Origin of the sequence: Lentilactobacillus dabitei, assembly GCF_019061365.1 — a bacterium.
Classification (GTDB): domain Bacteria; phylum Bacillota; class Bacilli; order Lactobacillales; family Lactobacillaceae; genus Lentilactobacillus; species Lentilactobacillus dabitei.
The window spans coordinates 1-22,596 of record NZ_JAHPPD010000047.1 but is presented as its reverse complement, the minus strand read 5'-3'; the positions used below and the strand labels follow the sequence as shown (position 1 = coordinate 22,596).

Genomic DNA, 22,596 nt, shown 5'->3' with positions numbered 1-22,596 from the left:
ATCACCTCATACTTAATTAATAATTCTATGGTACTCAAAAAGACGTCTACGAAGTAGACGTCCAGTTATTTAATGCTTACGTTTCTGCCGGCGAAAGATACCAGAACTACTGTATAAGATAACCGAAATACCGATCATCAGAAACGCAAATAATGAGATTGCCGAAAAACCATTAAATTGATTAAACAAAACACCGCCAACAATTCCTGCAATCGTCTCACCGAAATACATTGCCGCGTTTGATAACGAGGAGATCGTACTTCGCGCATCCTTGGCAGTACTCTGAAGCGTTGCCATAAATAGTGGGAAGATAAAACCATTGACTAAAAATGTGAAAGTAAGCAACACCTCCGCTAACCAGAAAATATGTACGAAAGGTATCACCAAATATAGCCCAATTAGGGCAAGTAATTCATATAGGAATGATCTCTGCAACCCTAACCAATCAACAATTCGACTGCCAAAGAGTGACCCCACCAGATTACCGCCACCAATCGCAATCATCGCCGTTCCCACTCCAGCAAGGGTTAGATTAAAGCTTTTTGTAAACCAGGTTGAAATAAATGTCATCACCGTGAAGGACCCGGTCTGGAAGACAAAATAGGCAAAGAGATAGCTGAGAGCCCGCTTATTGCTAAACACCTTTGTATAGGTTTTAATAAAGGAAAAATGTTCACGCTGGCCAATCTCTAATTCTGGTAAGACAAAGATCAGTAATCCTAACAGGATAACTGCCAACGTTGAAATCACAAAGAATGGCGTGTGCCACGAGACTGCGGCCAGATAGCTACCAATCGGGATTCCCACTAACTGAGATACTGACAGTCCTGCCGTCGCATATCCCATGACTTTAACGATGTCTGCTTTATCCACAACTACTGGAATAGAAGCCCAAACTTGCGGCGTCACAAATGAGGCACTAATGCCAGCTAGTAGCCGAAACAGCAGCATCAATGGGAAATTAAACGCAAATCCACATAAGAATGTCGAAATTGCAAAGGCTAATAGTCCCCAAATCATCACTTTTTTCCGATCCCGGCCATCAGAGATTGGTCCAGAAAATAACGCAAAAACCGCATATCCAATTGCGTAAGCCGAAACCATCCATCCAGAAACTGAAGTCGAGATACCATATAAATGACTGAGCGTTGGTAAAAGTGGAGAAATCAAAAATGTGTCCGTTCCAATTAAGAACATGGTTAAAAAGAAAATAAGCGAATATTTTTTCACGAGGTTACCTCTTTCTATGTGCCCTATTGAATAGCCAAACTATCAAATAAGAGCTCGGCTTGTTTTATAGTTTTATATATATCAAACAATTATTCCAAAAAAATATGCTCATCAAAGAGCACATTCATCATAAGTTTTCCAGTAAACCAGGTAATTCGGCTTCGATCTTGGCAACATTCAAGGTGACATATTTTTCCCGCCCCTGAGTTCTGGTCGTTGTGATACCAGCCTCTCGTAACGTTCTCAAATGATATGACATAGTAGATTTGTCGATTTCAACGTGTTGATTAAGTTCACCACACCCCATTTCATGGCCCACGTCATATAACATTTGAACAATCTTGTAGCGCCCAGGATCTGATAATGCAAAGAAGATTTGCTGCTTAAACTGGGTTTCACTAACATCTGGAGATAATTGTTTGATATTCATAAAACTATCATACAACTCCTTTTTATAATTGCAACCCTAAGTATTAGTTGTAACATGAGGGTGAAGAATAACTAATTTTCGTTACGGCTGATTGGAGGGGTCACCATGGGCTATCAAATGATATTCTTGATTGCATTTATGATGTTCGTCATCGCTGGCATTTTATTGAGTCAAATGAGTCTCTCAAGTTCTGCCTATCAAACGACCACCCCAACCTGGCTCCATGGTCGAACAGCCCAGTATGACATGCAGCTACCAGTATGATCCGATCGCTGGCACTGCTACGCTTCCCACCAATTTGGCTGACCATTACAAGCTTTATAAAATCGATAATGTTCCTGTCCGCTTGAATCACCAAACTGAAATGGTCGTCCCAGCCATTGAACTTAATCCCACTGATCAGCGGCTCACAAATCAATTACGCAACCCAGCAAATAATTGGTTGGAATTCCCAGAAGAAATCAAACGGGATTATTATGTCTGGACAATTGCTAACAAAGGGAAGGTCTTACTACAGGTAGAGGCTAATTCACAGTTGGTGGAGCCTTGGTGAAAAATAGCTGGTCATTATCCTAACAATCACATAAATTTGCCGAAACAAAATTTTTGTACAGATTAGTGGCCTCATCACGGAAAAATTGATACAGTTCATTTATGAATACGAGGAGGTCATACTATGAAAGTCCACAAGCAAGGAAACTCATTGGTTGTCACCGTTCCTAAAAAGTTTGGAATCAAACCAGGTACCGAAGTGATTGCCGTAAAAGGACGTAATGGCTCCTTTTACTACGTGCCAAAGATGAGCAATCCATTTGATGACCATAAGTTCCCACACATTAACGAAAAATTTAGCGACTCTTTAACGGGGCGTGAAAAAATTTAAACTAGTTTCTTTATATGTTTGACGATTTAGCTGGGTTAATTTGGGCGACTCATTTTTAGAATCAAATTCCTTCTTGCTTCATGTGAAACTAGATACAATGTAAGGAAAGGAGGAGATTTCATGACAGATCGTTTAAAAGATAAAGTTGCTATCATTACCGGCGGGGTTGCCGGAATTGGTTTAGGAATTGCGGAATGCTACGTTCGTGAAGGCGCTAAAGTTGTTTTGACTGCCAACCACAATGTGGACGGTGGCAAGGCCGCTGTTGCCAAATTTGGTGCGGACAATGCCCTTTTTGTTCAACAAGATGTCTCCAAGGGAGCTGACTGGGAGAAGGTTATTCAAGCTACTGAAGATAAATTTGGCAAGGTGAACATCGTTGTTAATAACGCCGGAGTGCCACCAGTTGCGGTTCCAATTAACAAGCTTAAACTGGCCGATTGGAATCGGATCATTGCGATCAATCTTACAGGAACTTTCTTGGGCATCAAGCACGGAATGAACGCCATGCTTAAGAGCGGTGGCGGTTCGATCATCAACATTTCTTCTATCGAAGGATTTGTCGGCGTCCCAACTGGCGGTCCCTATAATGCCAGCAAAGGCGGTGTCCGGGCAATGACGAAAGCTGCTGCCTTGGATGCAACCTCCAATGACTACAATATTCGGGTTAATTCGGTTCACCCCGGATTTATCGATACCCCGATTTTGCCACGAGAATCCGTTAAGCAACTTGCTTCAATTACCCCAATGAAACACATTGGCGAACCAAAAGATATCGGTGAACTTTGCGTTTACTTAGGATCTGAAGAGTCGAAATTCGCAACCGGCTCTGAATTCGTTGTCGATGGTGGGTTTATTGCTCAATAAGCCGATGGTTAATTACAAAAAGTGGTTCATCCTAAATTGGGTGAACCATTTTTTGATCTTATTTGCTTAACGCGCCTCAAAGGGCACAGGAACAAACTATGATTTCTCTTGATTCTCAGACAAATAGTTTTTAATTGTTTGAGGGTCACTTAATATTGGCACATCGCTATTATATACTGACCTCACCAAATCAACCCTAGCCTTCTCATCATCAGCATGCTTAAACTCGATTAGTTTCTTGGTTTTGTTAGTCATGGCCAATCACTCCTTAATTAATTTCTCTCACACTACCCCGCTCCACAATCTTCGTTGGTACAAATGTTTTAACGTCTTTACCCAACACCTTATCCACACTACGAACACCAATTTCATGGAAATCCTGGGTAACACTGGTGAGTGGTGGCGTGGTAACTTCACAGATAAATGTCCCATCGATTCCAACAATCGATAGTTGGTCTGGTACCGAAATTTTCTTTTTCTGGGCCGCATTTAATAAGCCCACAGCCACCATATCACTGGCAGCAATAATCGCCGTAACATCCAGCGGAAGGAATTCTGACAGCAATCGCCTCCCTGATTCATAACTGTAATCACCCTTTTTGATCCACGCGGGATTGCTAGTCAACCCATGATCCCTCATCGCATTTTGATAACCAAGCACTCGCTGGCTCCCAGTGTGATAATCATCAATTCCGGCAAAACCAATTTGAGTATGTCCATGCCTAATGAGATACTCAGTTGCTTGATAAGCCAACTTTTTATTGTCAGAACTGATCGACAGTATCTGCTTATAGCCCAGATACAATGAGACAAAACAAAACGGGGCTCTGGATTCCCTTAACAGGTCTAAGTCCACTTCATCAGGTTCTATAGCCAACAATAAAATTCCCGATACGGAACGCTCGAGAGCAGTCGTAATGGCTTGATGCTGCATATCAGTATTTCGGTTGCCAGCATATAAAATAATCACTCTTTGCCCTAATTCATTAGCCCGCTGCTGAATCCCACTTAAGATCATATTTGAAAAATTCGTTGGCGTTGCGTTAATAATCACCGCAATTTCATCAGCTCGCTGCTTAACTAAATCCATAGCTACCGTGTTCTTACGATAACCTAATTCTTTGGCGATTTTCAAAATTTTAATTTTAGTTTGCTCGCTGTAAGTGCCATGTTTGTTTGACAGTACCCGGGAAACGGTCGCAATCGAAACATTTGCCTGCGCCGCAATGTCCTTAATTGTTGGTTTCGTTTAAATCACCCAATTTCTCCTTAATCAGTAATTCTATTATACAGCATTTCACTCTTGAAATGAGTAAACGTTTTCTTTTGCGTATAATTAGCATTGTAAACGTTTACACAAAGTGCTACGATGATGTTGTTGAAATGATTCCACATTTAATAAATTGGGAGATGAGATCATGAATCAATCAACAACCCATTTGGCTGGCGGACATTCAACTGCAACTTCCGTACCTAAGAAGTCAACGAATCGAATCGCCAATAGCTTGCCAAATTTACCAATGAAAACACTATTTGCCATCACATTTGGTTTCTGTGGTGTCAACGTGGCCTTTTCCTTGCAATCATCACAAATGAGCCGGATTTTCCAGACAATTGGTGCCGATCCAACCAAGCTGGGATTATTCTTTATTTTACCGCCGCTAGCTGGGTTAATCGTTCAACCACTAGTTGGCAAATATTCTGATATGACTTGGACCAGATTTGGGCGACGAATGCCTTATCTATTATTTGCAGCACCAATTGCCGCTATTGTTATGATTCTATTACCAAACGCTGGGTCATTTGGCTTCGGTTATGCATCGCTGGCTGCACTATTATTTGGTGCAATTGCAATTTCGTTGATGGATTTATCCAGTAACATCTGTATGCAGCCATTCCGGATGATCATCGGTGACATGGTAAACGAAAGTCAGAAAGATAAAGCTTGGTCTTGGCAACAAGCCTTCAGTAACCTCGGTGGTGTACTGGCCACTATCTTACCGTTTGTCTTAACCTACTTTGGAGTTGCCAACACCGCAAAACGAGGCGTAGTACCGCTCTCTGTTCGTTTGGCCTCCTACATTGGCGCCGCAATTCTCCTCGGAATCTCTGCCTATACCATCCACGAAGTAAAGGAATACGATCCAGAAACCTATGCCCTCTATCACCACATCGATCCCAACACCCACAAGAAATCCAAGCCAATTTGGCAACTAATTAAAGAAGCACCAAAAGCCTTATGGGAAGTTGCCTTAGTTCAGATGTTTGCTTGGATTGGAATTCAATATATGTGGACTTACACAACCGGTGCCATCGCCCAAAACGTTTGGCACACAACTAATGCCACTTCAGCAGGCTATCAAGCTGCCGGCAACTGGTATGGTATTTTAACATTTATCCAGTCAATGGCCGCTGTCCTTTATGGTTTCTTGATTTTATCACACACCAATCCTTATAAACGAAAGAACTGGTATCGCTTTGGCCTCTTAAGCTTTGCAATTGGTTTAATTTGGGTATTCTTCATTCATAACCAGTATCTATTGATCGTTCCATTCTGCTTAATCGGTATCGGTTTCTTTACAGTTCACGTTGAACCATTCAATATCTTCACGTCATCATTGAATGGTTCTAACGAAGGTTCTTATATCGGTATTTTCAACGGTACCATCTGTTTACCACAAATCCTCGCTTCAGTTGCCAGCTTTATCGTGTTCCAATTGGTTGGCAAATCAATGCCTGGTATGATGTTAATAGCCGGGATTTCAATGCTGATCGCGACAATTGCTATTAGTGTCATTAAGCAAGATGCTCCACAAATCGATAAAGTATAACAACCCAATAACCAAAAAAGGAAGGAATAACATGTCACAACTACCAAAATACAATCAAACTGGGCAAACAATCATCTTTGCCTTTCCAAATCACGACTTACAGTTATCCGTCTTAACATCTGCTATTATCCGGGTATTTGAAAACCGCGGTGATCCTGGTCAATCATATGCGATTGAGGGCAAAAAAGAACAACCCACTGATTTTACTCTCAAAGCCGTCGGCGATCACTACGAATTAACCACAGCTGATTTATTAGTAAAAATCGACTCTGATCAACACGTCGATATTTATGACGCTACTGGCAATCCATTAGCCATTGACTACCGTGGCAAACGTCAACTGTTAGATAAGGGCGTCGATAAAGTCCATGAATGCCTCGTGGAAGCAGAAGGTCACAGTGTTTCCGGCTCAACCACTGGAGCCGACAGTAGCTATTTTCAAGTCGTTAAATCACTCGCTGCCGATGAGCACCTTTACGGTTTAGGAGATAAGACCGGTTACTTGGATAAACGCGGCTTTGAATATGATAACTGGAACACCGACAATCCGGCACCCCAAATGGAGAACTTTACCAAGTTGTACAAATCAATTCCAGTCATGTATGGGCTCAAGAACGGCCATCCCTATGGGCTCTTCTTTGATAATCCTTACAAGAGCCACTTCGATATGGGTAAAGAAAGTCCCAACTATTACTTCTACTCGGCTGTTGACGGCAACCTTGACTACTACGTTCTCGGTGGTAAGACTTTAAAAGAGGTTATTAGCAATTACACCTACTTAACTGGCCGAGTCCCACTACCACAAAAGTGGACCCTTGGTTATCAGCAATCTCGTTGGGGTTACAGTGCCAGCCAACAAGAAGTTCAAGAAATCGCTGACAGTTTGAAAAAGTACGACATCCCCTGCGACGCCATCCACTTTGATGTTGATTACATGCGGGGTTATCGGGTCTTTACCTGGGATAAGGACAAATATCAAGGTGATCCGAAAAAATTTGTGACCAGCTTGAAAAAGCAAGGGATTAAGGCGATCCCAATCATTGACCCCGGCGTTAAAAAGGATCCGGATTACGATGTTTATGTTGACGGCATTAAGAAGGGCTACTTTGTAAAATCACCAGATGGCAAAGTCTACATCAATAAAGTTTGGCCAGGTGATTCCGCCTTCCCAGACTTTGGCCGGCCAGAAGTTCGTAAGTGGTGGGCTCACAACGACAAATTCCTAACTGATATTGGCGTTGGTGGTATTTGGAACGACATGAACGAACCGGCTTCCTTTGAAGGACCCATTCCAGATGAGGTTGTCTTTAGCGATCAAGATAGGCAATCAACCCACAAGAAGATGCACAACGTTTACGGCCACAATATGGCCAAGGCAACTTACGATGGCTTGAAGAAATACCAAGATAAGCGGCCTTACGTTATCACCCGGGCAGCTTATGCAGGCACCCAAAAATATTCAACCGTTTGGACCGGCGACAATCGTAGTATTTGGCCCCACATTCAAATGATGATTCCCCAACTATGTAATTTGGGCATGAGTGGTTTTAGCTTTGCCGGTACTGATATTGGTGGCTTTGGCTCCGACACCAACGCGGAACTATTAACCCGCTGGATTGAAGCAGCAGTCTTTAGCCCCTTAATGAGAAACCACGCTGCCATGGGGACTCGTCATCAAGAGCCTTGGAGCTTTGGCGAACCAACCCTTTCAATTTATCGCAAATTCGTCAAGCTACGATATCGCTTCATCCCCTACTTATATGATCTGTTTGAGAAGGGCACTAAGAGCGGTCTCCCAGTCATGCGACCATTAGTTTTAAACTATGACAATGATCCCCGGGTGCGTGATCTCAATGATGAATTTATGGTTGGCGACAGCGTTTTGGTTACCCCAATTGTCGAAAAGTCGGAAACCAAGCGCTTGGTTTACTTACCGGCCGGTGATTGGGTTGATTTCTGGAATAACCGCCAGTATACCGGCAACCAAGACATTGTCGTCAATGCCCCACTGGATAAATTACCATTGTTCATCAAGAAGAACACAATCCTTCCTTGGGGAAATCCAGTTGACCATATTTCAGACGAACCTGATAAAGCCATGACGTTTAAAGTCTTTGGTGATCAAGGTAGCTACGATCATTACCAAGATGACGGCACTGACTTTAAGTATCAAGCTGGTGAATTCAACCACTATACGCTATCCGTAAATGATGACCAGGTATCAGTTCAGTTACCCCATCATGGATTCAAACCGGCGTACAAAAAGATTACGGTGGAGTTGCCGGATAAACAGGTTATCTTAAGCTATGATGCTGCAAGTAATCGTTACCAAGAAAAATAAAAATTGAGACGAAAGGCGATTTAATCCCAGAATTTAAGTGAAAAAAGTCATGCATTCTGGTTTTGGAATGCATGACTTTTTTTGGCTTAAATTCTCGGATCAACCGTTTGTCACAAGTTTTATCAATATAAGAAGGGAAAGCCAAATTGGCATTATAAACGCTTTGTCGACTCATGTCTCAGCCACATTTAATTTTACCTTGGCAAGTCAGTCACTTTAATGCTGTAAAGCCACCCATCACAACCAAAAGGACGCCCAAAATTGGCTTAACATACTTAGTAAACTTTGCTGGGTTCAATCGATTGAGAAGGATCGGTGCGAGAAATGAGCCCAACACTGCGCCAAGCATGATCCAAATGCCAACTTGCCAATCAACGTTACCCGCTTGTAGGTGAAAACAAATGCCAACAAACGTCATCGTGACCAAAACCAGTGAAGAGGTTGCCGCGGCGGTCACCATGTCGGCTCCCATGACCAACAATCCCGCCATAATGGGACCGCCGCCACTTAAACCGCCAACTCCAACCATCAAGCCGCCGATAATGCCATAGATCACCGCAACGGCACTTCTGCTTTGTTTGGGTGTCTGCTTTGATTCAAATAAGAGCTGAATGCCGATGTAGGCTAAAATACCGCCGATGATGTATGAATAAATTTTTTCGGGAATATATGGCGAGACAAGTGATCCCACAATAACGGCAGGAACGGCTGCTAGAATCATTCGCCAGGCAATTTTAAAATGAATCTTGTGAAGGCGAAAGTAAGAGTACGACCCAATGAGCAAGGATGGAAATGCGGTTACCAAAGAAGTGGCGGCCGCACTTGCCGGACCCAAGCCAAAGATCGTGGTTAAAATCCCCAGGTAGTACGCCGCTCCCCCCACCTCCAAGGGTAATGACAATTGTCCCAATAATAAATCCAGCCAAAATCAAAAAGATAATATCCATTGGAATTAGCCTCCAACCTTAATTTTAGCGCCAAGCAATTGGATACCAGCCGGCCAAATAAAAGCCGAAGATCGTGGTAACCACGAAGACCCCAATCAAGGTCCAATAGAGTGACTTAGACCCTGCATGCCGACTTTTACGAGCGAAACTAATCTCAATAAGTGCAATAACAGCAATCCCTAACAACAGCTTCACAATACCGCTAACTGGCGCTTTAGGGATCCGATACCAAGCCAAAAAACCACCCGAAAGCAAAATCGGAATGTAAAGGACTCTGGTAATCATCATAAAAATGGTTGCCAACTTATCCTTAAAAGAAAAGGCAAGAATAACAGCAATAACTAATAAGACCCATGAAATTAAATGAATATTAATCCATAGCAAAACAATGGCCTCCTTAAAATATTTTCGCAATGTACGAAGTTCATTATAGTCTTTCCCAGTTGATTTATAACCGTCAGCGCTTATGATCAATTTAAAACCGTTGATAGGAGTCAGTTCATGAATAATCAATTGGAAATTCAGCCCTTTACACAAGCAAGTAGTCGGCACTATGACTTATTACTAACGGCTGATCCGGCCAAACAGCTCGTCGATACTTATTTAAAACGGTCAATCAATTTTGAAGCCAACATCAACGGCGTCTTGGTCGGCGTCTTAATTTTAATTGAAACCCGACCGGAAACAATTGAAATCGTCAATATTGCCGTTGCGTCCACCTACCAAAATCAAGGAATTGGCAGCAAGCTACTAAACTTCGCAACCAACTGGGCAAAAGATCGTCATTATCGGGTCATCGAAATTGGCACTGGCAGCACCAGCTTCGGCCAATTGTACGTCTATCAAAAAAATGGTTTCCGATTGGTTGCGATTGATCAAGATTTTTTCACTCGCAATTATGCTGAACCCATTATCGAAAACAAGTTAGTGTTAAAGGATATGGTTCGGTTGCGGAAATATCTTTAATGTGTCATTAACCGGAAACCAGCTTTCCTAATCTAGAATGGAACACATGTGTTTTCCAACCAATAATCATTAGCTCGGATAACTACTTCCATTAGAATCAAAATACCTATTATTCCAATCTAGTTTAGTCACATTCATTTCAACCAATCCTACCTTGTGCTAAATTAGACATGGATGGAATCGCACATATTAATATCGTGGGGTGATTAGCAATGAACGAAAAACAAAAAGTACAAAACGCTAAACGGGCCAATGTTTTGTGGATCATGTTATCAATTATGGTGTTAGTTGTGATTGCAGGAATCGTCGGTATCATCATGAAGAGTCACCAAACCAACCAGTATAAAGACATGATTAGGCAATCCGTAACCGCCTATAACAAAACAGCTCCTTCATCAGAACAATTATCACCAACTAGTCGAACCAAAGTTTATCGGGTTCGCAAGTCCGGTGATCAGAAATACTTTGTTCAGCTGAGTGGCACAACACCGAAGTTTATTTATCAGAAGGCCCAAGGAAAATGGACGTCAGTTAATTCAAACAAAACAGCAACTAACGTCTTGAAATATCGAATTGTTTATACTTCGAATCAGTCCGCTATCGATAATAGTAAGTAGCCGGTTATTGAATTATGAGAATTTCTGAGTGAGCTTGTAGTTACCAATAACTTTTTAGTTATATTTATGCATTTAATCAATCATCATCAATCTTCCAACGGCAGCCTTCTCAGGAGGTTAGCCGCTTTTTTATGGATTGAATCGACTGGCAATTCCTAATCAAACGGGAATTTCCACAATTCAAAATAATCGATAAAGCGCTTCCATATATAAACTAAAGGTGTTGATATAGATAACCGTTTAGTTTTAATCGAAAGGAAGATCATTATGGCTGATTTACTAAAGGACAAAGTTGCAATTGTTACCGGCGCAGGTTCCGGTATGGGTCGTCAAATTTCTGAACTGTTCGTTAAAGAAGGTGCCAAGGTGATGTTGGCAGATATCAATCCGGACGGCTTGAAACAAACCGCAGCCGAAATTGATTCTGCAGGTGACTCAACCAGCACCGTTATTGCCAACGTTGCCAAAGAAGATGACATCGTTAATATGGTTAAGGAAACGGTTGATACTTATTCCAAAGTCGATATCTTAGTTAATAACGCGGGTATCGTTGATAATATTAAAACGGTTGAAAATACGACTGATGATATTTGGGACCGAGTATTGGCAATCAACTTAACTGGACCATTCAAGGCTGCTCGTGAAGCTATCAAATATATGTTGGATCAAAAAGATGGCGGAACAATTATTAACATGGCATCCGTCGGCGGCTTGTTCGGCTCTCGTGGTGGTGTTGCTTATACTGCAACCAAGCACGGCATCATTGGTTTGACGAAGAATATTGCTGCCACTTATGGCATTTACCATAACATTCGTGCAAACGCGATTGCTCCAGGTAATATTGCCACTAACATTCAAAAGACCATTAATGATCCCGATGAACTTGGCATGAAAGCTCTCACCGCAATTGGCGGCATGACCGCACCAGGTGGTAAGCCAGAGCAAATCGCCCAAGTTGCCTTGTTCTTAGCTTCAGATCAATCCAAATTTGTTAACGGCGCAGTGATTACAGCGGATGGCGGCTGGACATCAATGTAATAGAGTGTGAGGCCAAGCGGTTAGCAATCGGAGTGTAAGTCGCCTTTGGAGGAATTTCTGGGTTTGGAATTTTTTCAAAGGTGCTTACATGCAGATTGCTGCTTGGGTGAACACGTTTAATCAAAGTGTGCGGAGCAAAGCGCTTAGAAGTCGGAGCATAAGTCGCCATCAACAGAAATCCCGTTTTTGGGGATTTTTGTTGTTGGTGCTTATGCGTAGACTTCTGCTTTGCGGAGCACTATTCGGCAATGGAGCCGAGGAATTCCGGAGTTTAGAATTTATCCAAAGTACTTACTTCTTGGAGGAGCAGTCCAATTGAGGCTGCCTCATGCCCCATTTCATTAATTCAACGAACTAATTTCAAAGGAGTCGGCGGAAAATCACCTCATTTGCCGGCTCTTTTTCTTTGCATCCCATCCCTTGTGTTAAACTTAATTTGTATCCAAACAAATTCAAAGGGGATAGAAATTTGAAATCAACCATCTTTGTTAAACCTGGAAAAGTCAAAATTCAAAACATTGAGAAGCCAACCATTCATAAGGCTGACGATGTCATTATTCACGTCTTGCGAGCCTGCGTCTGTGGTTCTGATTTGTGGGCCTATCGGGACCTTGAATCCAAAGAACCAAATTCGGAAAATAGCGGCCATGAAGCAATTGGAATTGTCGAAGAAGTTGGTCAAGCCATTACCACTGTGAAGCCTGGCGATTTCGTAATCGCCCCATTTACTCACGGTTGCGGTCACTGTGCCGCATGTCGCGCCGGATATGAAGGCAGTTGCCAAAGCCATCGCGATAACTTTAGTTCCGGTTACCAAGCTGAGTACGTTCGCTACCAACACGCTGAATGGTCACTAGTTAAAATTCCCGGCAAGCCTGAAGATTATAGTGATGGCATGCTCAATTCCCTATTGGCCTTAGCAGACGTCATGGCCACCGGCTATCATGCCGCCCGCGTCGCTAATGTCAAAACCGGCGATACTGTCGTCGTTGTTGGTGACGGTGCGGTAGGCCTTTGTGGCGTGATTGCTGCCCAGATGCGTGGTGCTAAACGAATCATTGACATGAGCCGCCACGAAGACCGCCAAAAGCTGGCAACTGAATTTGGCGCCACTGATATCGTCGCAGAACGCGGTGACGAAGCGGTTGCCAAAGTCATGAGTTTAACGAATGATGCAGGGGCTGATGTAGTCTTAGAATGTGTCGGTAGTGAATTGTCAACGGACACAGCTATGAAAGTTGCCCGTCCTGGCGCAATTGTTGGTCGAGTCGGCTTGCCGCATACCCCAAAGACTGATCTCACCGGTCCATTTTACAGTAACTTAGCCGTTGCTGGTGGCCCAGCATCTGTTACAACCTACGATAAATCAGTTCTTCTGAAGGCTGTCTTAGATGGTGATATTCATCCCGGCAAGGTCTTTACGCAACGCTTTGATCTTGACGATATTGATGCCGCTTACCAAGCAATGGCAAAACGAGAAGCGATCAAGTCATTAGTGGTTGTTGACTAACCGATTAGTATAAATAAACCCCAGACCTAAAAATCAGCGAGTGCCGCGATTTTTTGGCCTGGGGTTTATTTATAGGACTTTTTACGAACTATTCTTTAGTCAATAATTCATCAATTTTGTCATAGAATTTCTTAGCATGAACTTCGGTCACCAAATTAATTGGCCGCCCAGTTTCCGTTTCGAAGGTTCTGCCAGCACTTGGACCATGAGCAATCACATCACCCTTAATATCCTTAGATTCGATCATCTCTGGGTATTGACTAGCCACAGTGGTTAATACATCCCACAAATAATAAGTTGAGTTGGCTTCATATGATGACACCAATGCATACCCTTGGCCAATTAAATCCATCATTGGATAACGCCGGAGACTGGCCCAATGCTGCTGGACATCAGCATTCAACGGAACTTGGTTGGTACTTTCCAAGCCTACCATTTGAATATCAATATCAGCATCCCAAACGGTTTTAACTGCTTCGGAATCCCAGTAAGCATTCCATTCAGCCGTCCCATCATGCTTAGGCTCCAGAACGTTTCCTTCAGTCCGCATGGTGCCGCCCATCCAATATAGCCGCTCAATTTTATTCACAATGGTTGGGTCAACTGCTAACGCCCGAGCAAGATCAGTTAGCGGCCCTGTCATAACTAAGTCAGTTTTGCCCTCGGTATTTTGAAGCTTATCAATCATATCTATGTGAGCCGGCTTTTCAGCAACTTCTGCCTTTACCGGGCCATGCTCATTTAGCAATGGAAAGGCATCAAATGAAAATGAACTCAACCGCCATTCTTTAGGAAATTGGTGAACCGCACGTGAATTTGAAGCAGCCACGGAAATCTCTTTTCCATGACCGAATCTGGCAATGATCTTTTGAGAAGCCGGTACGGATCCCTCAATATAGCCGTCAGCGTCAATCACGCCAACCCCGGTAAGGTTAACTTCTGGCATTTGCAACAACAATAGTAGTGAGACCAAATCATCGACGTTGCCGTCATGGTCAAAGTAAACATTTTTCAAAATAATGTCCTCCTCGTTTATTAATCTCATCATACAGGAATCCGAGCGGCCAGTCTATCAGTAGCCAATCTCAACGGCGCCGGTGCTTGACCACTGTAAAGAAGTGTAAAATACATGCCAGTAATACATAAAAAATTACCACAAAGGATATGTATCGCAGCCAAAAGCCCTGGCTGGGAACTAATTTAAAGCCAAACTGAATTCCCATCGTCAGCAGGGCCATAAACGCAATCATAAAGAATAATTCAATATATCGTTTCAATGTACTGTCATCCCTTTTCTTCACAGTGTTTAGTCGCCGGCCCCACTTGAGACAGGTTTGCTTTTTAGTTTCCGGTAACTCTTTAAGCCCCCACGTATGAGTGAGAACCAGTTCGTGAACCTTAATGACCCCAGCGGCAGTCATCACTTTATCGATTGTTCGAAAACTTTGGTCGGTAACTCCGGTGACCCAGTTTTCAAACGCGCCGGTATAACAGTCAGTAATACTTAAATAGTGCTTGTCTTTAAATCGATCGGGATGAGTGGCCCCGGTATGGTCAAATCGGACCAACCGCTGGCGCATGCAGTCAAAGAAATCTTTCATTTTGCCTGCCAAGCCACCCCAATAAGTTGGAGCCGCCAGCACCCAGACATCGCTAGTGAGCATTTTTTGTTCCAATTCATCTAACACTGGATCCTTCTTGTCGCCATGGTCCGGCTTAAATGGATAATCCTCTAAGTAAATAATTTCGCCTTCGTTCGGATCTTCTATCCCGGCCATCACAGTTTCCAGCATTTTAGCGGTCACCCCATCATTTCGATGTGATCCTAAAATTCCAAGTACTTTCACTATAAGACCCCCCTAAAAATAAGTAAGCAGATCAAAGCGGTTAGAGATCGGAGTGTAAGTCTCCTCGAACGGAAATTCCGGGTTTGGGAATTTTTGTTCGAGGTGCTTACATGGAGATCTCTGCTTTGAGGAGCTGTCCTAAAAAATTGCTAAAATAAATTGAATATTGAGAACGGTAATAATTGACGTTAACAAGTAACCAACTACCGTCACTGATAATCGGTTGGTATGGATACCCATCAAATCATGGTTGTTTGTGAGCGCCACCATGGGAAACAACGTAAACGGCAAGGCAATTGATAACGCAATTTGGGCAAACACGATCATCTGCTCAAATGTATCGTCATTGAAGCCAACGATGAACCCAATGATCAAAATCGGAATCAAGGTCACAAACCGGGTTAAGAGTCGCCGTTCCCACAATGGCAACCGAATGTGCAAGTAACCTTCCATCACAATTTGCCCCGCTAGCGTACTGGTGATCGATGAAATCATCCCCGTGATCAGCAACGCAAACGCAAACAAGGTGCTCATTAACGGGCTGGCAAGACTCCCTACAATGGCGGAATTTTGCAACCCATGGTAAACATCCTGAAATGCGGAAAAGTTTGCGTTTTTATTGAAGAACAGCGTTCCCCCTAGGATGAGCAATAACGCATTGATCAGAAACGCAGCGATTAAATGCACATTTGAATCCCACTTACCAAATCGCAAAGCTTCATTCACTTGCTTGGGGTCATGATAATCGTATCGACGGCTCTGCGCCAGCGACGAATGCAGATAAACATTATGTGGCATGATGGTTGCCCCCACAATCCCCAGGCTCATCACTAACTTTTCGTGATCCGTCACAATACTTGAAGTGGGAACCAAGCCGCCAAGAATCTCACCAACGTTTGGTTGAGCCCGGAAAACTTCAATCCCAAAAATCACGCCCACCACTAATATTGAAAAAAGCACAATAAATTCAATTCGCCGAATTCCAAATCTTAAAAATAGCAAGACCAATAAAACATCAAGAATAGTGAAGAAAATACCAAAGATCAGCGGTAACCCGAATAATAATTTTAATGCAATTGACGTGCCAACAACGCCGGTCATGTCAGTCGCCATCATCGCAATTTCATTGATAACCCACAGTATGTAACGCCCCCACCGGGGAATCTTGGTCGCAATCGCTTGGGCCAAGTCCAGTCGAGAAACGACCCCCAGCTTGATCGCCAAGGTCTGCATGAACATCGCCACAATGATCGAAATTAATAGCACCGACAGCAATTCGTATCGATATTGACTCCCACCAGATAACGACGTCAGCCAATTACCGGGATCCATGTACCCCACGGCAACCAATGCTCCTGGCCCACTATACGCCAAAAACTTCTGCAGAAAGGATGACTCGTACACACTAGGAACCTTGACACTCCGATTAATTTCATCCAGACTTTTATTTTGCTGTTCCTTCATTGACATCCCCCTGATTCTCGCACAGTTTTTGCTTGCTCAGATCCGCAATGAATTGACAAAAGGCGTCACTGGCATTCATTGGTGGCACAGCATCTAATACCTTGCCACCACTAGACCTGAACGTTTGATAATTTTGAACATTATTTTCCTCAATTGTTTCCAAGCAATCTTCAACAAAGGATGGCGTGACAAGCAACACATTTCGCTTGCCCGTCGCAGCCAATTCCATCAATGTGTTTTTCAAATATGGTTTCAGCCAAGGCATAGGCCCAAATTTAGATTGAAAAACTGTCAGAACTTTATTGTCAGGCACTTGTTGGAGATATTTTTGGACGTTGGCCGTTGTCTGCTGGCACTCTTTCTCATACGGATCACCTTTTTTGATCATCGACATCGGAATTCCATGATACGTGAAAACCACTGTATCATAATTTTTTTGAACGTAGCACTCGTCCACTTGGCTTGCCAGGATCTTTTGATAAGTGGGCTGATCGTCAAAATGCTTAATAATTGTCGTTGGCACACCAGACGCTTTCACTTTTTCGATGATCGTATCATGGGTACTTTGCGTGTAATTCGGAAATAAGGGCAGCACCACAATATGGTCATCCCCATTATCCTGCATTTGACGCAGGCGATCCCCAATCGTTGGTCCCCCATAGTTCATTGCGTACTGAACGTCCCAATCTTTCAAAATTGCCTGAACCTTCCGCTGCATCATTTCAGTATACACAGTTAACGGTGAACCTGCTTGGGTCCACATGTGCCGGTAATAGGTAGCCGACCGCCAAGTTCGCAGCGGTAAAATCATTCCGCGAAGTAATGGCTGCCAAAACCATTTTGGCAGGGTAACAACATTTTGGTCACTTAGAAATTCCTTCAAGTAAGTTTTGACATCTTTGGTACTTGGTGATTTAGGTGATCCCAGGTTAACCAGTAACAGCCCGTTTTGTGACATCGCGATTCCCCCCCTTATGTCTTGATTATATCGCTTTCATCAATTCAAAAAAACGCTAGCCACAAGAAAAAAACCTGTCAGAGGAAACATTTTGTCTTGAACAATGAAATCGGTTCATTTATTGAGTACAATAGTATTGAGGAAGGACGTGATTAACCCTTGAACAATGCCAAGGAGTACCTGGATTTCTTTAACCAAGAATATAAGGAACCCGGCAAACATAGTAATTACAGCACAAATAGCAACTTCCGTTTTGATACGAGAGCTGATGCGCTTGAAACCAAGAATATGTTAATCCAAAAAAGTCCCTGTGCTAAATATTATCGTTTGAGTGTTGAATATATTAATCCCAACCGGTCAATGCAGGTAGGGTGGTACATTACCGTTAGGAAATTGAAAGATCAACCCAAAACACCTGATCATCAATCCACAACGAGTCCGAAGCCTAAGAAACCACAGCAGCCAACTCACAAAAAACCAGAAAAATAACTTTGATGGAGGTAATTATCCATGGCAAATCAAGTACCAGCAGTCATCATGAACGATGGCTTTAAAATTCCAGAGATTGAATTAGGAACCTATCAAATTCGTGGCGGTGACGGCCTACAGCAAGTGCTAGCCGCCATTCACGATGGTTACCGGGGCTTGGACACGGCAACCAATTATGATAACGAGGGAATGGTTGGTGAAGCGATTCGCCGATCTGGCCTCCCACGTTCAGATTTCTTTGTCACGTCCAAACTGCCAGGCAAGTATCACCAGTATCATGACGCAACCAAAGCAATTCAAGAGAGTCTCTATCGCTTAGGTTTGGACTACTTTGATCTTTATTTGATCCATTGGCCGCTTCCAAAACGTGATCATTACGTTGAGGCCTTTCAGGCAATGATTGATGCTAAAGAGCGGGGCTTGATCCGATCAATCGGTGTTTCTAATTTTGAGCCGGCGCATCTCGATCGACTCATTGGCGAAACCGGGGTCACCCCCGCCGTCAACCAAATTGAAGCCCACCCTTATTGGAATAACGAACGAATGCTACAAGCAGATCTTGAGCGCGGAATTGTCACCGAAGCTTGGAGTCCCCTGGGTCGAGGGAGTGCAGCGTTACAGGAACCGCTTATTCAAGACTTGGCTACCAAGTATCACAAGAATGCCGGCCAAATTATTTTGAGATGGCATACTCACCGGAACATCATTCCGATTCCTCGTTCAAGTAACCTCAACCATCAGCGGGCTAATTTGGACATCTTTGATTTCAAGCTGACCCCAGACGAAATTCAAGCGATTAATCAGTTAACCAAACCAGATGGCCGAGTCGATGGTCAAGATCCCAATGAATACGAAGAATTTGAATAGTGACTAAAAAATAGCGAAGGAGTGTTTTTCTAATGGAAACACAAAAAATGATTCGCTCCAGAAAAGCAATTCGAGAATATAATGGTCAAATTACTGACTTTCAACTGCACCAAATTCTGGCAGCTGCTAATGCCAGCCCTGTTGCAATGGGCCAATACGATCATTATCGATTGACGGTTATCCAAGATCCGGCAACTTTGGCAAAAATGAGTGGCATTTATGAAGCGCCAACGGTCATCGTAGTTTCCGCCAATGATGCCGGCGCACCAGCGGAAGTTTCTGCAGGCACGATTGTTCACAACATGGAACTGGCCGCTGAAGATCAAGGCTTAGGCGCCAACTATAATATGGGCGGCTTGAGTTCAATCCCAGCCGGTGTGATTCCAACAGGCTTCACGCCAGTGTTTGGGTTGACAGTTGGCCAGACAACCGAAAAGTTTACGCCGCGAGAAGTCTCGTTGGACCGAATTAAGACCAATTTCGTGAAGTAATTTGAGCTCTTTAGCTCTACAACAAAACAAATGAGGCTGAGACATTAGTTGGCAAAGTATTTATAAATGCAACTTGTTTTGCCATTCTTACATTGATAAAACTTGCGACAAACGGCTGATCCCGGCCATTTAAGCCAAAAAAGTAATGCATTCCAAAACCAGAATGCATTACTTTTTTCACTTAAATTCTGGGATCAAAACGCCTTTCGTCCCAATCTTTGTTTAATTTGGGAGTTTCCCATTTCGTATATTGGAGGTGCCGTTAACGACTTATGCCCGTGATAAGGCAATTGCACTGTTCTTAACCCGTTCGGCCTCTTCAAAATTATCGGTAATGATGCCAGCCACATGTTCAGCCAACAACTTTGCCTGCTTGCGCGGATCATCAACCGTCCAAATTCGTTCTTTAACGTTATCCAACGACTGATAATGGTTAAGATGAAGTCCGGCTAAATGTTCCTTTTGGATTAATTCCTTGGCGTGTAAAATTGGATGATCTGCCAGCGAACAATACTGCTGAGCTGGATCAATTTGGTAAGCTATCTTCAACGAATCCAGATTAAACGAAGAATAGATCACCGGATATTCGAGATCGTATTGGCGGACCATATCCAACACAATTTGTTCAATGTGGGGATAGTGAATCTTATTTGTCTTAAACTCCAAATTCAAATGAACTGGCTGTTGATTGGCAACGATTAACAAGTCTTTTAAAGTGGGGATTTTTTGGCCGTCTTTGAGATGGAACTGACGCAATTCTTCTAATGTATAGTCATTAATTTTGCCTTTACCATCAGTGGTCCGATTGATTTTTTCATCGTGCATGATGATCGGGATATTGTCTCTGGTCAGATGGACATCAAATTCCAGGCCTTCAACACCATGATCAATCGCATAAATAAATCCATCCAGAGAATTTTCGACAAACTTGTGGGGATACCCCCGATGACCAAAAATTAAGGTATTCGTTTTCAATTTGAATAACTTCCTTTCCATTCTCTCTTCGCTACATCATCAGCCGATGCCTATCTACCATCGGCCTTATTAGTGGTCAGCAGATTAGCATTCATGGCTTTGTTGGCGGTCGTCAGGGCACTATCGATATTGCCGCCGTTATAGACCGTTTCCATCGCCGTTTCTTCTAATTCACGGGTTAATTGCATCCCTTCCATCAAAATTCCCGAGTTGGCATTGTTCGGTTTGGCGCTGGCAAGTTGTTCACCGGGAACTCTGGCAGCTGGGATCTTCTTATAAAGATTCTGTAAGGCTTTTTCTTTTTGCGACTTTTTATTCAAAGCCAAGTAGCCGGTCGCAACCTGCCAATTAGCTTGATTCTTAGCACTTTCAGCGTACTTAATGAACTCAAAGGCCCCCTTTTGAACCTTCTCAGGTTTATCGTTTGAAATCCACAGGGCCGCACCACCAATTCCGACTCCGTTAGCTTTGGTCCCATCCGGATGAGGGAAGTAGCTAATGCCAAGTTTGTTCTTATTGCCGGTGGTTAGTTGGCCAATATAGGCTGACGACTGAACGAAAATTCCTGATTTACCAGCCAGGAAGGCCGCAATTTCATTGGTTTCAGCGCTGGCACCAGAACCATAGTTCACAAAGTCGCCTGATTTGATGTTAGTCCGAATCCACTTAAGAAATTTAACCGTGTTGGGATTGTTCACATTAATTTTGGTTGGGTTACCTTGGTGACCGTCGCCGTTGTTAATCAGCTTGGTCTTATCGTTAGCTAAAGCCTCTTCAAGCAACCAGCCATAGATTTCCATCGTCATTCCCTTTACTTTATGGTGAGACTTTGCGTACAATTCCTTAGCGACTCGCGTAATTTCACTATAACTAGGCGATTTAGAAGGCGGGGTAATGCCATATTTTTTCAACAACGTTGCGTTATAGTACAACACTGGCTGCGACGTGTTAAATGGCATCGCTAATTGTTGCCCCTTATTTGAATAGAATGAGCGGGCAACTGGTGAAATGTCGCTGGTATCATAGTGATCTTCATCAATGAATTTCTGAACCGGGGTCGTGTACTTGCTGTGCATCATTTGAGCAGTTGAAATATCAAACGATTGAAATAACGCAGGTGAGGCGCTGGTCCCATGACTTTGGATAATCTTTTGGACCGCTTCATCGTAGGCCCCTTCGTATTGAGGAATGACCTCATACTTATTCTGAGATTTGTTAAAATTATCAACCATCTTATCCAATGCTTGTTCAGCAGGGCCACCCATTTCATGCCAGAAAACAATTGGGGTTCGGCCGGCTTTGGCGTTGGTTTCACTGTGGGAAGCATTGACGAAAACAACCCCAATGGCAACCACAACAATCGCAATAATTGGAAGCAAGTGATTTTTTAAAAATAGACCAATTTTTCCCATCATTTAACCGCACCTTCATTCGCACCTGATTTGAAGTAATGCTGACCCACAAACAGGACAATCAAGGTTGGAATCACAACGATAGCCGCAGTTGCTTGAATCATGCCCCAATCGTTGAACGTTTCCTCTGACTGCAGCTGGCGCAGCCCATTTTGGACTGGTCGAAACGAATTACTGAAGGTTGTCAACATTGGCCACAGGTATTGGTTCCAAGCACCTAAGAAACTGTAAGCTCCCAGTGTGATCAATGGGATTCGGTTATAGGGCATCACAATCTTCCAATAGAATTGAAGATGACCAAGGCCTTCGATATCCGCAGCCTCCTTTAGTTCAGCGGGCATCTGCTTAAACGATTGGATGTAAGCTGATTCCTGAGACAACTTTTAAGAGAGCGTATAATGAATAAATCGTCTCTCAAAAGGAAGGAATTTTT

Annotated in this window: 24 protein-coding genes and 2 pseudogenes; 13 read left to right on the top strand and 13 right to left on the bottom strand. The window is 43.2% G+C overall.

The window, feature by feature from the left end:
* Positions 1 to 69 precede the first annotated feature (69 nt).
* Both KTE19_RS08320 and KTE19_RS08315 read right to left on the bottom strand, forming a co-directional pair.
* Positions 70 to 1,230, bottom strand: a complete 1,161-nt coding sequence (locus KTE19_RS08320) for an MFS transporter (RefSeq protein ID WP_347339409.1) — start codon at positions 1,228 to 1,230, stop codon at positions 70 to 72.
* Positions 1,231 to 1,357: 127 nt separating this feature from the next.
* Positions 1,358 to 1,660 (bottom strand): ArsR/SmtB family transcription factor, encoded by a 303-nt coding sequence (locus tag KTE19_RS08315; RefSeq protein ID WP_217163773.1) that lies wholly within the window; start codon positions 1,658 to 1,660, stop codon positions 1,358 to 1,360.
* Between the two features lie 105 nt (positions 1,661 to 1,765).
* Here KTE19_RS08315 and KTE19_RS08310 point away from each other — a divergent pair, with 105 nt between their 5' ends.
* The 4 genes from KTE19_RS08310 to KTE19_RS08295 all read left to right on the top strand — a co-directional run bounded on the left by KTE19_RS08310 (position 1,766) and on the right by KTE19_RS08295 (position 3,410).
* Positions 1,766 to 1,924 carry a hypothetical protein gene (locus KTE19_RS08310; protein WP_217342063.1) on the top strand — a complete coding sequence of 53 codons (159 nt, stop codon included), beginning with the start codon at positions 1,766 to 1,768 and terminating at the stop codon, positions 1,922 to 1,924.
* Positions 1,902 to 2,213 (top strand): hypothetical protein, encoded by a 312-nt coding sequence (locus tag KTE19_RS08305; protein WP_217163769.1) that lies wholly within the window; start codon positions 1,902 to 1,904, stop codon positions 2,211 to 2,213. Before KTE19_RS08310 ends, KTE19_RS08305 begins: the two co-directional genes overlap by 23 nt.
* A gap of 123 nt (positions 2,214 to 2,336) precedes the next feature.
* Positions 2,337 to 2,543: a type II toxin-antitoxin system PemI/MazE family antitoxin gene (gene mazE, locus KTE19_RS08300; protein ID WP_217163767.1), complete on the top strand. Its 207-nt coding sequence runs from the start codon at positions 2,337 to 2,339 to the stop codon at positions 2,541 to 2,543.
* A 120-nt stretch (positions 2,544 to 2,663) separates the two neighbouring features.
* Positions 2,664 to 3,410, top strand: coding sequence for a glucose 1-dehydrogenase (locus tag KTE19_RS08295; RefSeq protein WP_217342062.1), 747 nt, complete (start codon positions 2,664 to 2,666; stop codon positions 3,408 to 3,410).
* A 96-nt stretch (positions 3,411 to 3,506) separates the two neighbouring features.
* Here KTE19_RS08295 and KTE19_RS08290 read toward each other — a convergent pair whose 3' ends face one another.
* The gene (locus tag KTE19_RS08290; RefSeq protein ID WP_217163763.1) at positions 3,507 to 3,665 is read right to left on the bottom strand and encodes a hypothetical protein; all 159 of its coding nucleotides are present in this window, start codon (positions 3,663 to 3,665) and stop codon (positions 3,507 to 3,509) included.
* A 13-nt stretch (positions 3,666 to 3,678) separates the two neighbouring features.
* Positions 3,679 to 4,638, bottom strand: coding sequence for a LacI family DNA-binding transcriptional regulator (locus KTE19_RS08285; RefSeq protein WP_289427071.1), 960 nt, complete (start codon positions 4,636 to 4,638; stop codon positions 3,679 to 3,681).
* A 190-nt stretch (positions 4,639 to 4,828) separates the two neighbouring features.
* Between KTE19_RS08285 and KTE19_RS08280 the strand changes: the two genes are divergently transcribed.
* Both KTE19_RS08280 and KTE19_RS08275 read left to right on the top strand, forming a co-directional pair.
* A complete protein-coding gene (locus KTE19_RS08280) occupies positions 4,829 to 6,241 on the top strand; it encodes an SLC45 family MFS transporter (RefSeq protein WP_217342061.1) in 1,413 nt (470 codons plus the stop codon).
* Between the two features lie 31 nt (positions 6,242 to 6,272).
* Positions 6,273 to 8,582 carry a glycoside hydrolase family 31 protein gene (locus tag KTE19_RS08275; RefSeq protein ID WP_217342060.1) on the top strand — a complete coding sequence of 770 codons (2,310 nt, stop codon included), beginning with the start codon at positions 6,273 to 6,275 and terminating at the stop codon, positions 8,580 to 8,582.
* A 211-nt stretch (positions 8,583 to 8,793) separates the two neighbouring features.
* Here KTE19_RS08275 and KTE19_RS08270 read toward each other — a convergent pair.
* Together KTE19_RS08270 and KTE19_RS08265 are read right to left on the bottom strand one after the other, a co-directional pair.
* A pseudogene (locus KTE19_RS08270) lies at positions 8,794 to 9,529 on the bottom strand (sulfite exporter TauE/SafE family protein).
* Between the two features lie 24 nt (positions 9,530 to 9,553).
* Positions 9,554 to 9,913 carry a YisL family protein gene (locus tag KTE19_RS08265; protein WP_218043480.1) on the bottom strand — a complete coding sequence of 120 codons (360 nt, stop codon included), beginning with the start codon at positions 9,911 to 9,913 and terminating at the stop codon, positions 9,554 to 9,556.
* 117 nt (positions 9,914 to 10,030) lie between these two features.
* Between KTE19_RS08265 and KTE19_RS08260 the strand changes: the two genes are divergently transcribed.
* The 4 genes from KTE19_RS08260 to KTE19_RS08245 all read left to right on the top strand — a co-directional run bounded on the left by KTE19_RS08260 (position 10,031) and on the right by KTE19_RS08245 (position 13,660).
* Positions 10,031 to 10,495 (top strand): GNAT family N-acetyltransferase, encoded by a 465-nt coding sequence (locus KTE19_RS08260; RefSeq protein WP_217163757.1) that lies wholly within the window; start codon positions 10,031 to 10,033, stop codon positions 10,493 to 10,495.
* Positions 10,496 to 10,707: 212 nt separating this feature from the next.
* On the top strand, positions 10,708 to 11,112 hold the full coding sequence (locus KTE19_RS08255) for a hypothetical protein (protein WP_217163756.1): 405 nt from the start codon (positions 10,708 to 10,710) through the stop codon (positions 11,110 to 11,112).
* A 267-nt stretch (positions 11,113 to 11,379) separates the two neighbouring features.
* Positions 11,380 to 12,150 (top strand): SDR family oxidoreductase, encoded by a 771-nt coding sequence (locus tag KTE19_RS08250; RefSeq protein WP_217163754.1) that lies wholly within the window; start codon positions 11,380 to 11,382, stop codon positions 12,148 to 12,150.
* A 469-nt stretch (positions 12,151 to 12,619) separates the two neighbouring features.
* Positions 12,620 to 13,660, top strand: coding sequence for an alcohol dehydrogenase catalytic domain-containing protein (locus KTE19_RS08245; RefSeq protein ID WP_217342059.1), 1,041 nt, complete (start codon positions 12,620 to 12,622; stop codon positions 13,658 to 13,660).
* An 88-nt stretch (positions 13,661 to 13,748) separates the two neighbouring features.
* On the opposite strand, the gene KTE19_RS08240 is transcribed toward KTE19_RS08245, so the two are convergent.
* The 4 genes from KTE19_RS08240 to hemH form a co-directional block, all read right to left on the bottom strand.
* Positions 13,749 to 14,675, bottom strand: coding sequence for a nucleoside hydrolase (locus KTE19_RS08240; protein WP_217165316.1), 927 nt, complete (start codon positions 14,673 to 14,675; stop codon positions 13,749 to 13,751).
* A 70-nt stretch (positions 14,676 to 14,745) separates the two neighbouring features.
* Positions 14,746 to 15,507 (bottom strand): flavodoxin family protein, encoded by a 762-nt coding sequence (locus tag KTE19_RS08235; RefSeq protein ID WP_217165318.1) that lies wholly within the window; start codon positions 15,505 to 15,507, stop codon positions 14,746 to 14,748.
* Positions 15,508 to 15,645: 138 nt separating this feature from the next.
* The gene (locus KTE19_RS08230; protein ID WP_217165320.1) at positions 15,646 to 16,971 is read right to left on the bottom strand and encodes an Nramp family divalent metal transporter; all 1,326 of its coding nucleotides are present in this window, start codon (positions 16,969 to 16,971) and stop codon (positions 15,646 to 15,648) included.
* Positions 16,952 to 17,929, bottom strand: coding sequence for a ferrochelatase (gene hemH / locus KTE19_RS08225; RefSeq protein WP_217165323.1), 978 nt, complete (start codon positions 17,927 to 17,929; stop codon positions 16,952 to 16,954). The genes KTE19_RS08230 and hemH overlap by 20 nt, the downstream gene beginning before the upstream one ends.
* A gap of 159 nt (positions 17,930 to 18,088) precedes the next feature.
* Between hemH and KTE19_RS08220 the strand changes: the two genes are divergently transcribed.
* From KTE19_RS08220 to KTE19_RS08210, 3 genes are read left to right on the top strand one after another with little or no spacing between them, the layout of a single operon-like run.
* Positions 18,089 to 18,418 carry a hypothetical protein gene (locus KTE19_RS08220; protein ID WP_217165325.1) on the top strand — a complete coding sequence of 110 codons (330 nt, stop codon included), beginning with the start codon at positions 18,089 to 18,091 and terminating at the stop codon, positions 18,416 to 18,418.
* A 21-nt stretch (positions 18,419 to 18,439) separates the two neighbouring features.
* On the top strand, positions 18,440 to 19,285 hold the full coding sequence (locus KTE19_RS08215) for an aldo/keto reductase (protein WP_217165326.1): 846 nt from the start codon (positions 18,440 to 18,442) through the stop codon (positions 19,283 to 19,285).
* Positions 19,286 to 19,317: 32 nt separating this feature from the next.
* Positions 19,318 to 19,776, top strand: coding sequence for a nitroreductase family protein (locus KTE19_RS08210; protein WP_217165328.1), 459 nt, complete (start codon positions 19,318 to 19,320; stop codon positions 19,774 to 19,776).
* Positions 19,777 to 20,046: 270 nt separating this feature from the next.
* Here KTE19_RS08210 and KTE19_RS08205 read toward each other — a convergent pair whose 3' ends face one another.
* The 3 genes and pseudogenes from KTE19_RS08205 to KTE19_RS08195 form a co-directional block, all read right to left on the bottom strand.
* Positions 20,047 to 20,751 (bottom strand): glycerophosphodiester phosphodiesterase family protein, encoded by a 705-nt coding sequence (locus KTE19_RS08205; RefSeq protein ID WP_217342058.1) that lies wholly within the window; start codon positions 20,749 to 20,751, stop codon positions 20,047 to 20,049.
* A 50-nt stretch (positions 20,752 to 20,801) separates the two neighbouring features.
* Positions 20,802 to 22,163: an ABC transporter substrate-binding protein gene (locus tag KTE19_RS08200; RefSeq protein WP_430681878.1), complete on the bottom strand. Its 1,362-nt coding sequence runs from the start codon at positions 22,161 to 22,163 to the stop codon at positions 20,802 to 20,804.
* Positions 22,163 to 22,519, bottom strand: a pseudogene (locus KTE19_RS08195) (carbohydrate ABC transporter permease); the annotation flags it as partial. The pseudogene KTE19_RS08195 and the gene KTE19_RS08200, both read right to left, overlap by 1 nt.
* Positions 22,520 to 22,596 lie beyond the last annotated feature (77 nt).

Bases quoted from the DNA above. Each gene is read 5' to 3' on its own strand.
- KTE19_RS08260 (WP_217163757.1), top strand. From the start codon at position 10,031: ATGAATAATCAATTGGAAATTCAGCCCTTTACACAAGCAAGTAGTCGG.
- hemH (WP_217165323.1), bottom strand. From the start codon at position 17,929: ATGTCACAAAACGGGCTGTTACTGGTTAACCTGGGATCACCTAAATCA.
- KTE19_RS08200 (WP_430681878.1), bottom strand. From the start codon at position 22,163: ATGGGAAAAATTGGTCTATTTTTAAAAAATCACTTGCTTCCAATTATT.
- KTE19_RS08250 (WP_217163754.1), top strand. From the start codon at position 11,380: ATGGCTGATTTACTAAAGGACAAAGTTGCAATTGTTACCGGCGCAGGT.
- KTE19_RS08290 (WP_217163763.1), bottom strand. From the start codon at position 3,665: ATGACTAACAAAACCAAGAAACTAATCGAGTTTAAGCATGCTGATGAT.
- KTE19_RS08315 (WP_217163773.1), bottom strand. From the start codon at position 1,660: ATGAATATCAAACAATTATCTCCAGATGTTAGTGAAACCCAGTTTAAG.
- KTE19_RS08305 (WP_217163769.1), top strand. From the start codon at position 1,902: ATGACATGCAGCTACCAGTATGATCCGATCGCTGGCACTGCTACGCTT.
- KTE19_RS08280 (WP_217342061.1), top strand. From the start codon at position 4,829: ATGAATCAATCAACAACCCATTTGGCTGGCGGACATTCAACTGCAACT.
- KTE19_RS08215 (WP_217165326.1), top strand. From the start codon at position 18,440: ATGGCAAATCAAGTACCAGCAGTCATCATGAACGATGGCTTTAAAATT.
- KTE19_RS08230 (WP_217165320.1), bottom strand. From the start codon at position 16,971: ATGAAGGAACAGCAAAATAAAAGTCTGGATGAAATTAATCGGAGTGTC.
- KTE19_RS08295 (WP_217342062.1), top strand. From the start codon at position 2,664: ATGACAGATCGTTTAAAAGATAAAGTTGCTATCATTACCGGCGGGGTT.
- KTE19_RS08275 (WP_217342060.1), top strand. From the start codon at position 6,273: ATGTCACAACTACCAAAATACAATCAAACTGGGCAAACAATCATCTTT.
- KTE19_RS08210 (WP_217165328.1), top strand. From the start codon at position 19,318: ATGGAAACACAAAAAATGATTCGCTCCAGAAAAGCAATTCGAGAATAT.
- mazE (WP_217163767.1), top strand. From the start codon at position 2,337: ATGAAAGTCCACAAGCAAGGAAACTCATTGGTTGTCACCGTTCCTAAA.
- KTE19_RS08310 (WP_217342063.1), top strand. From the start codon at position 1,766: ATGGGCTATCAAATGATATTCTTGATTGCATTTATGATGTTCGTCATC.
- KTE19_RS08255 (WP_217163756.1), top strand. From the start codon at position 10,708: ATGAACGAAAAACAAAAAGTACAAAACGCTAAACGGGCCAATGTTTTG.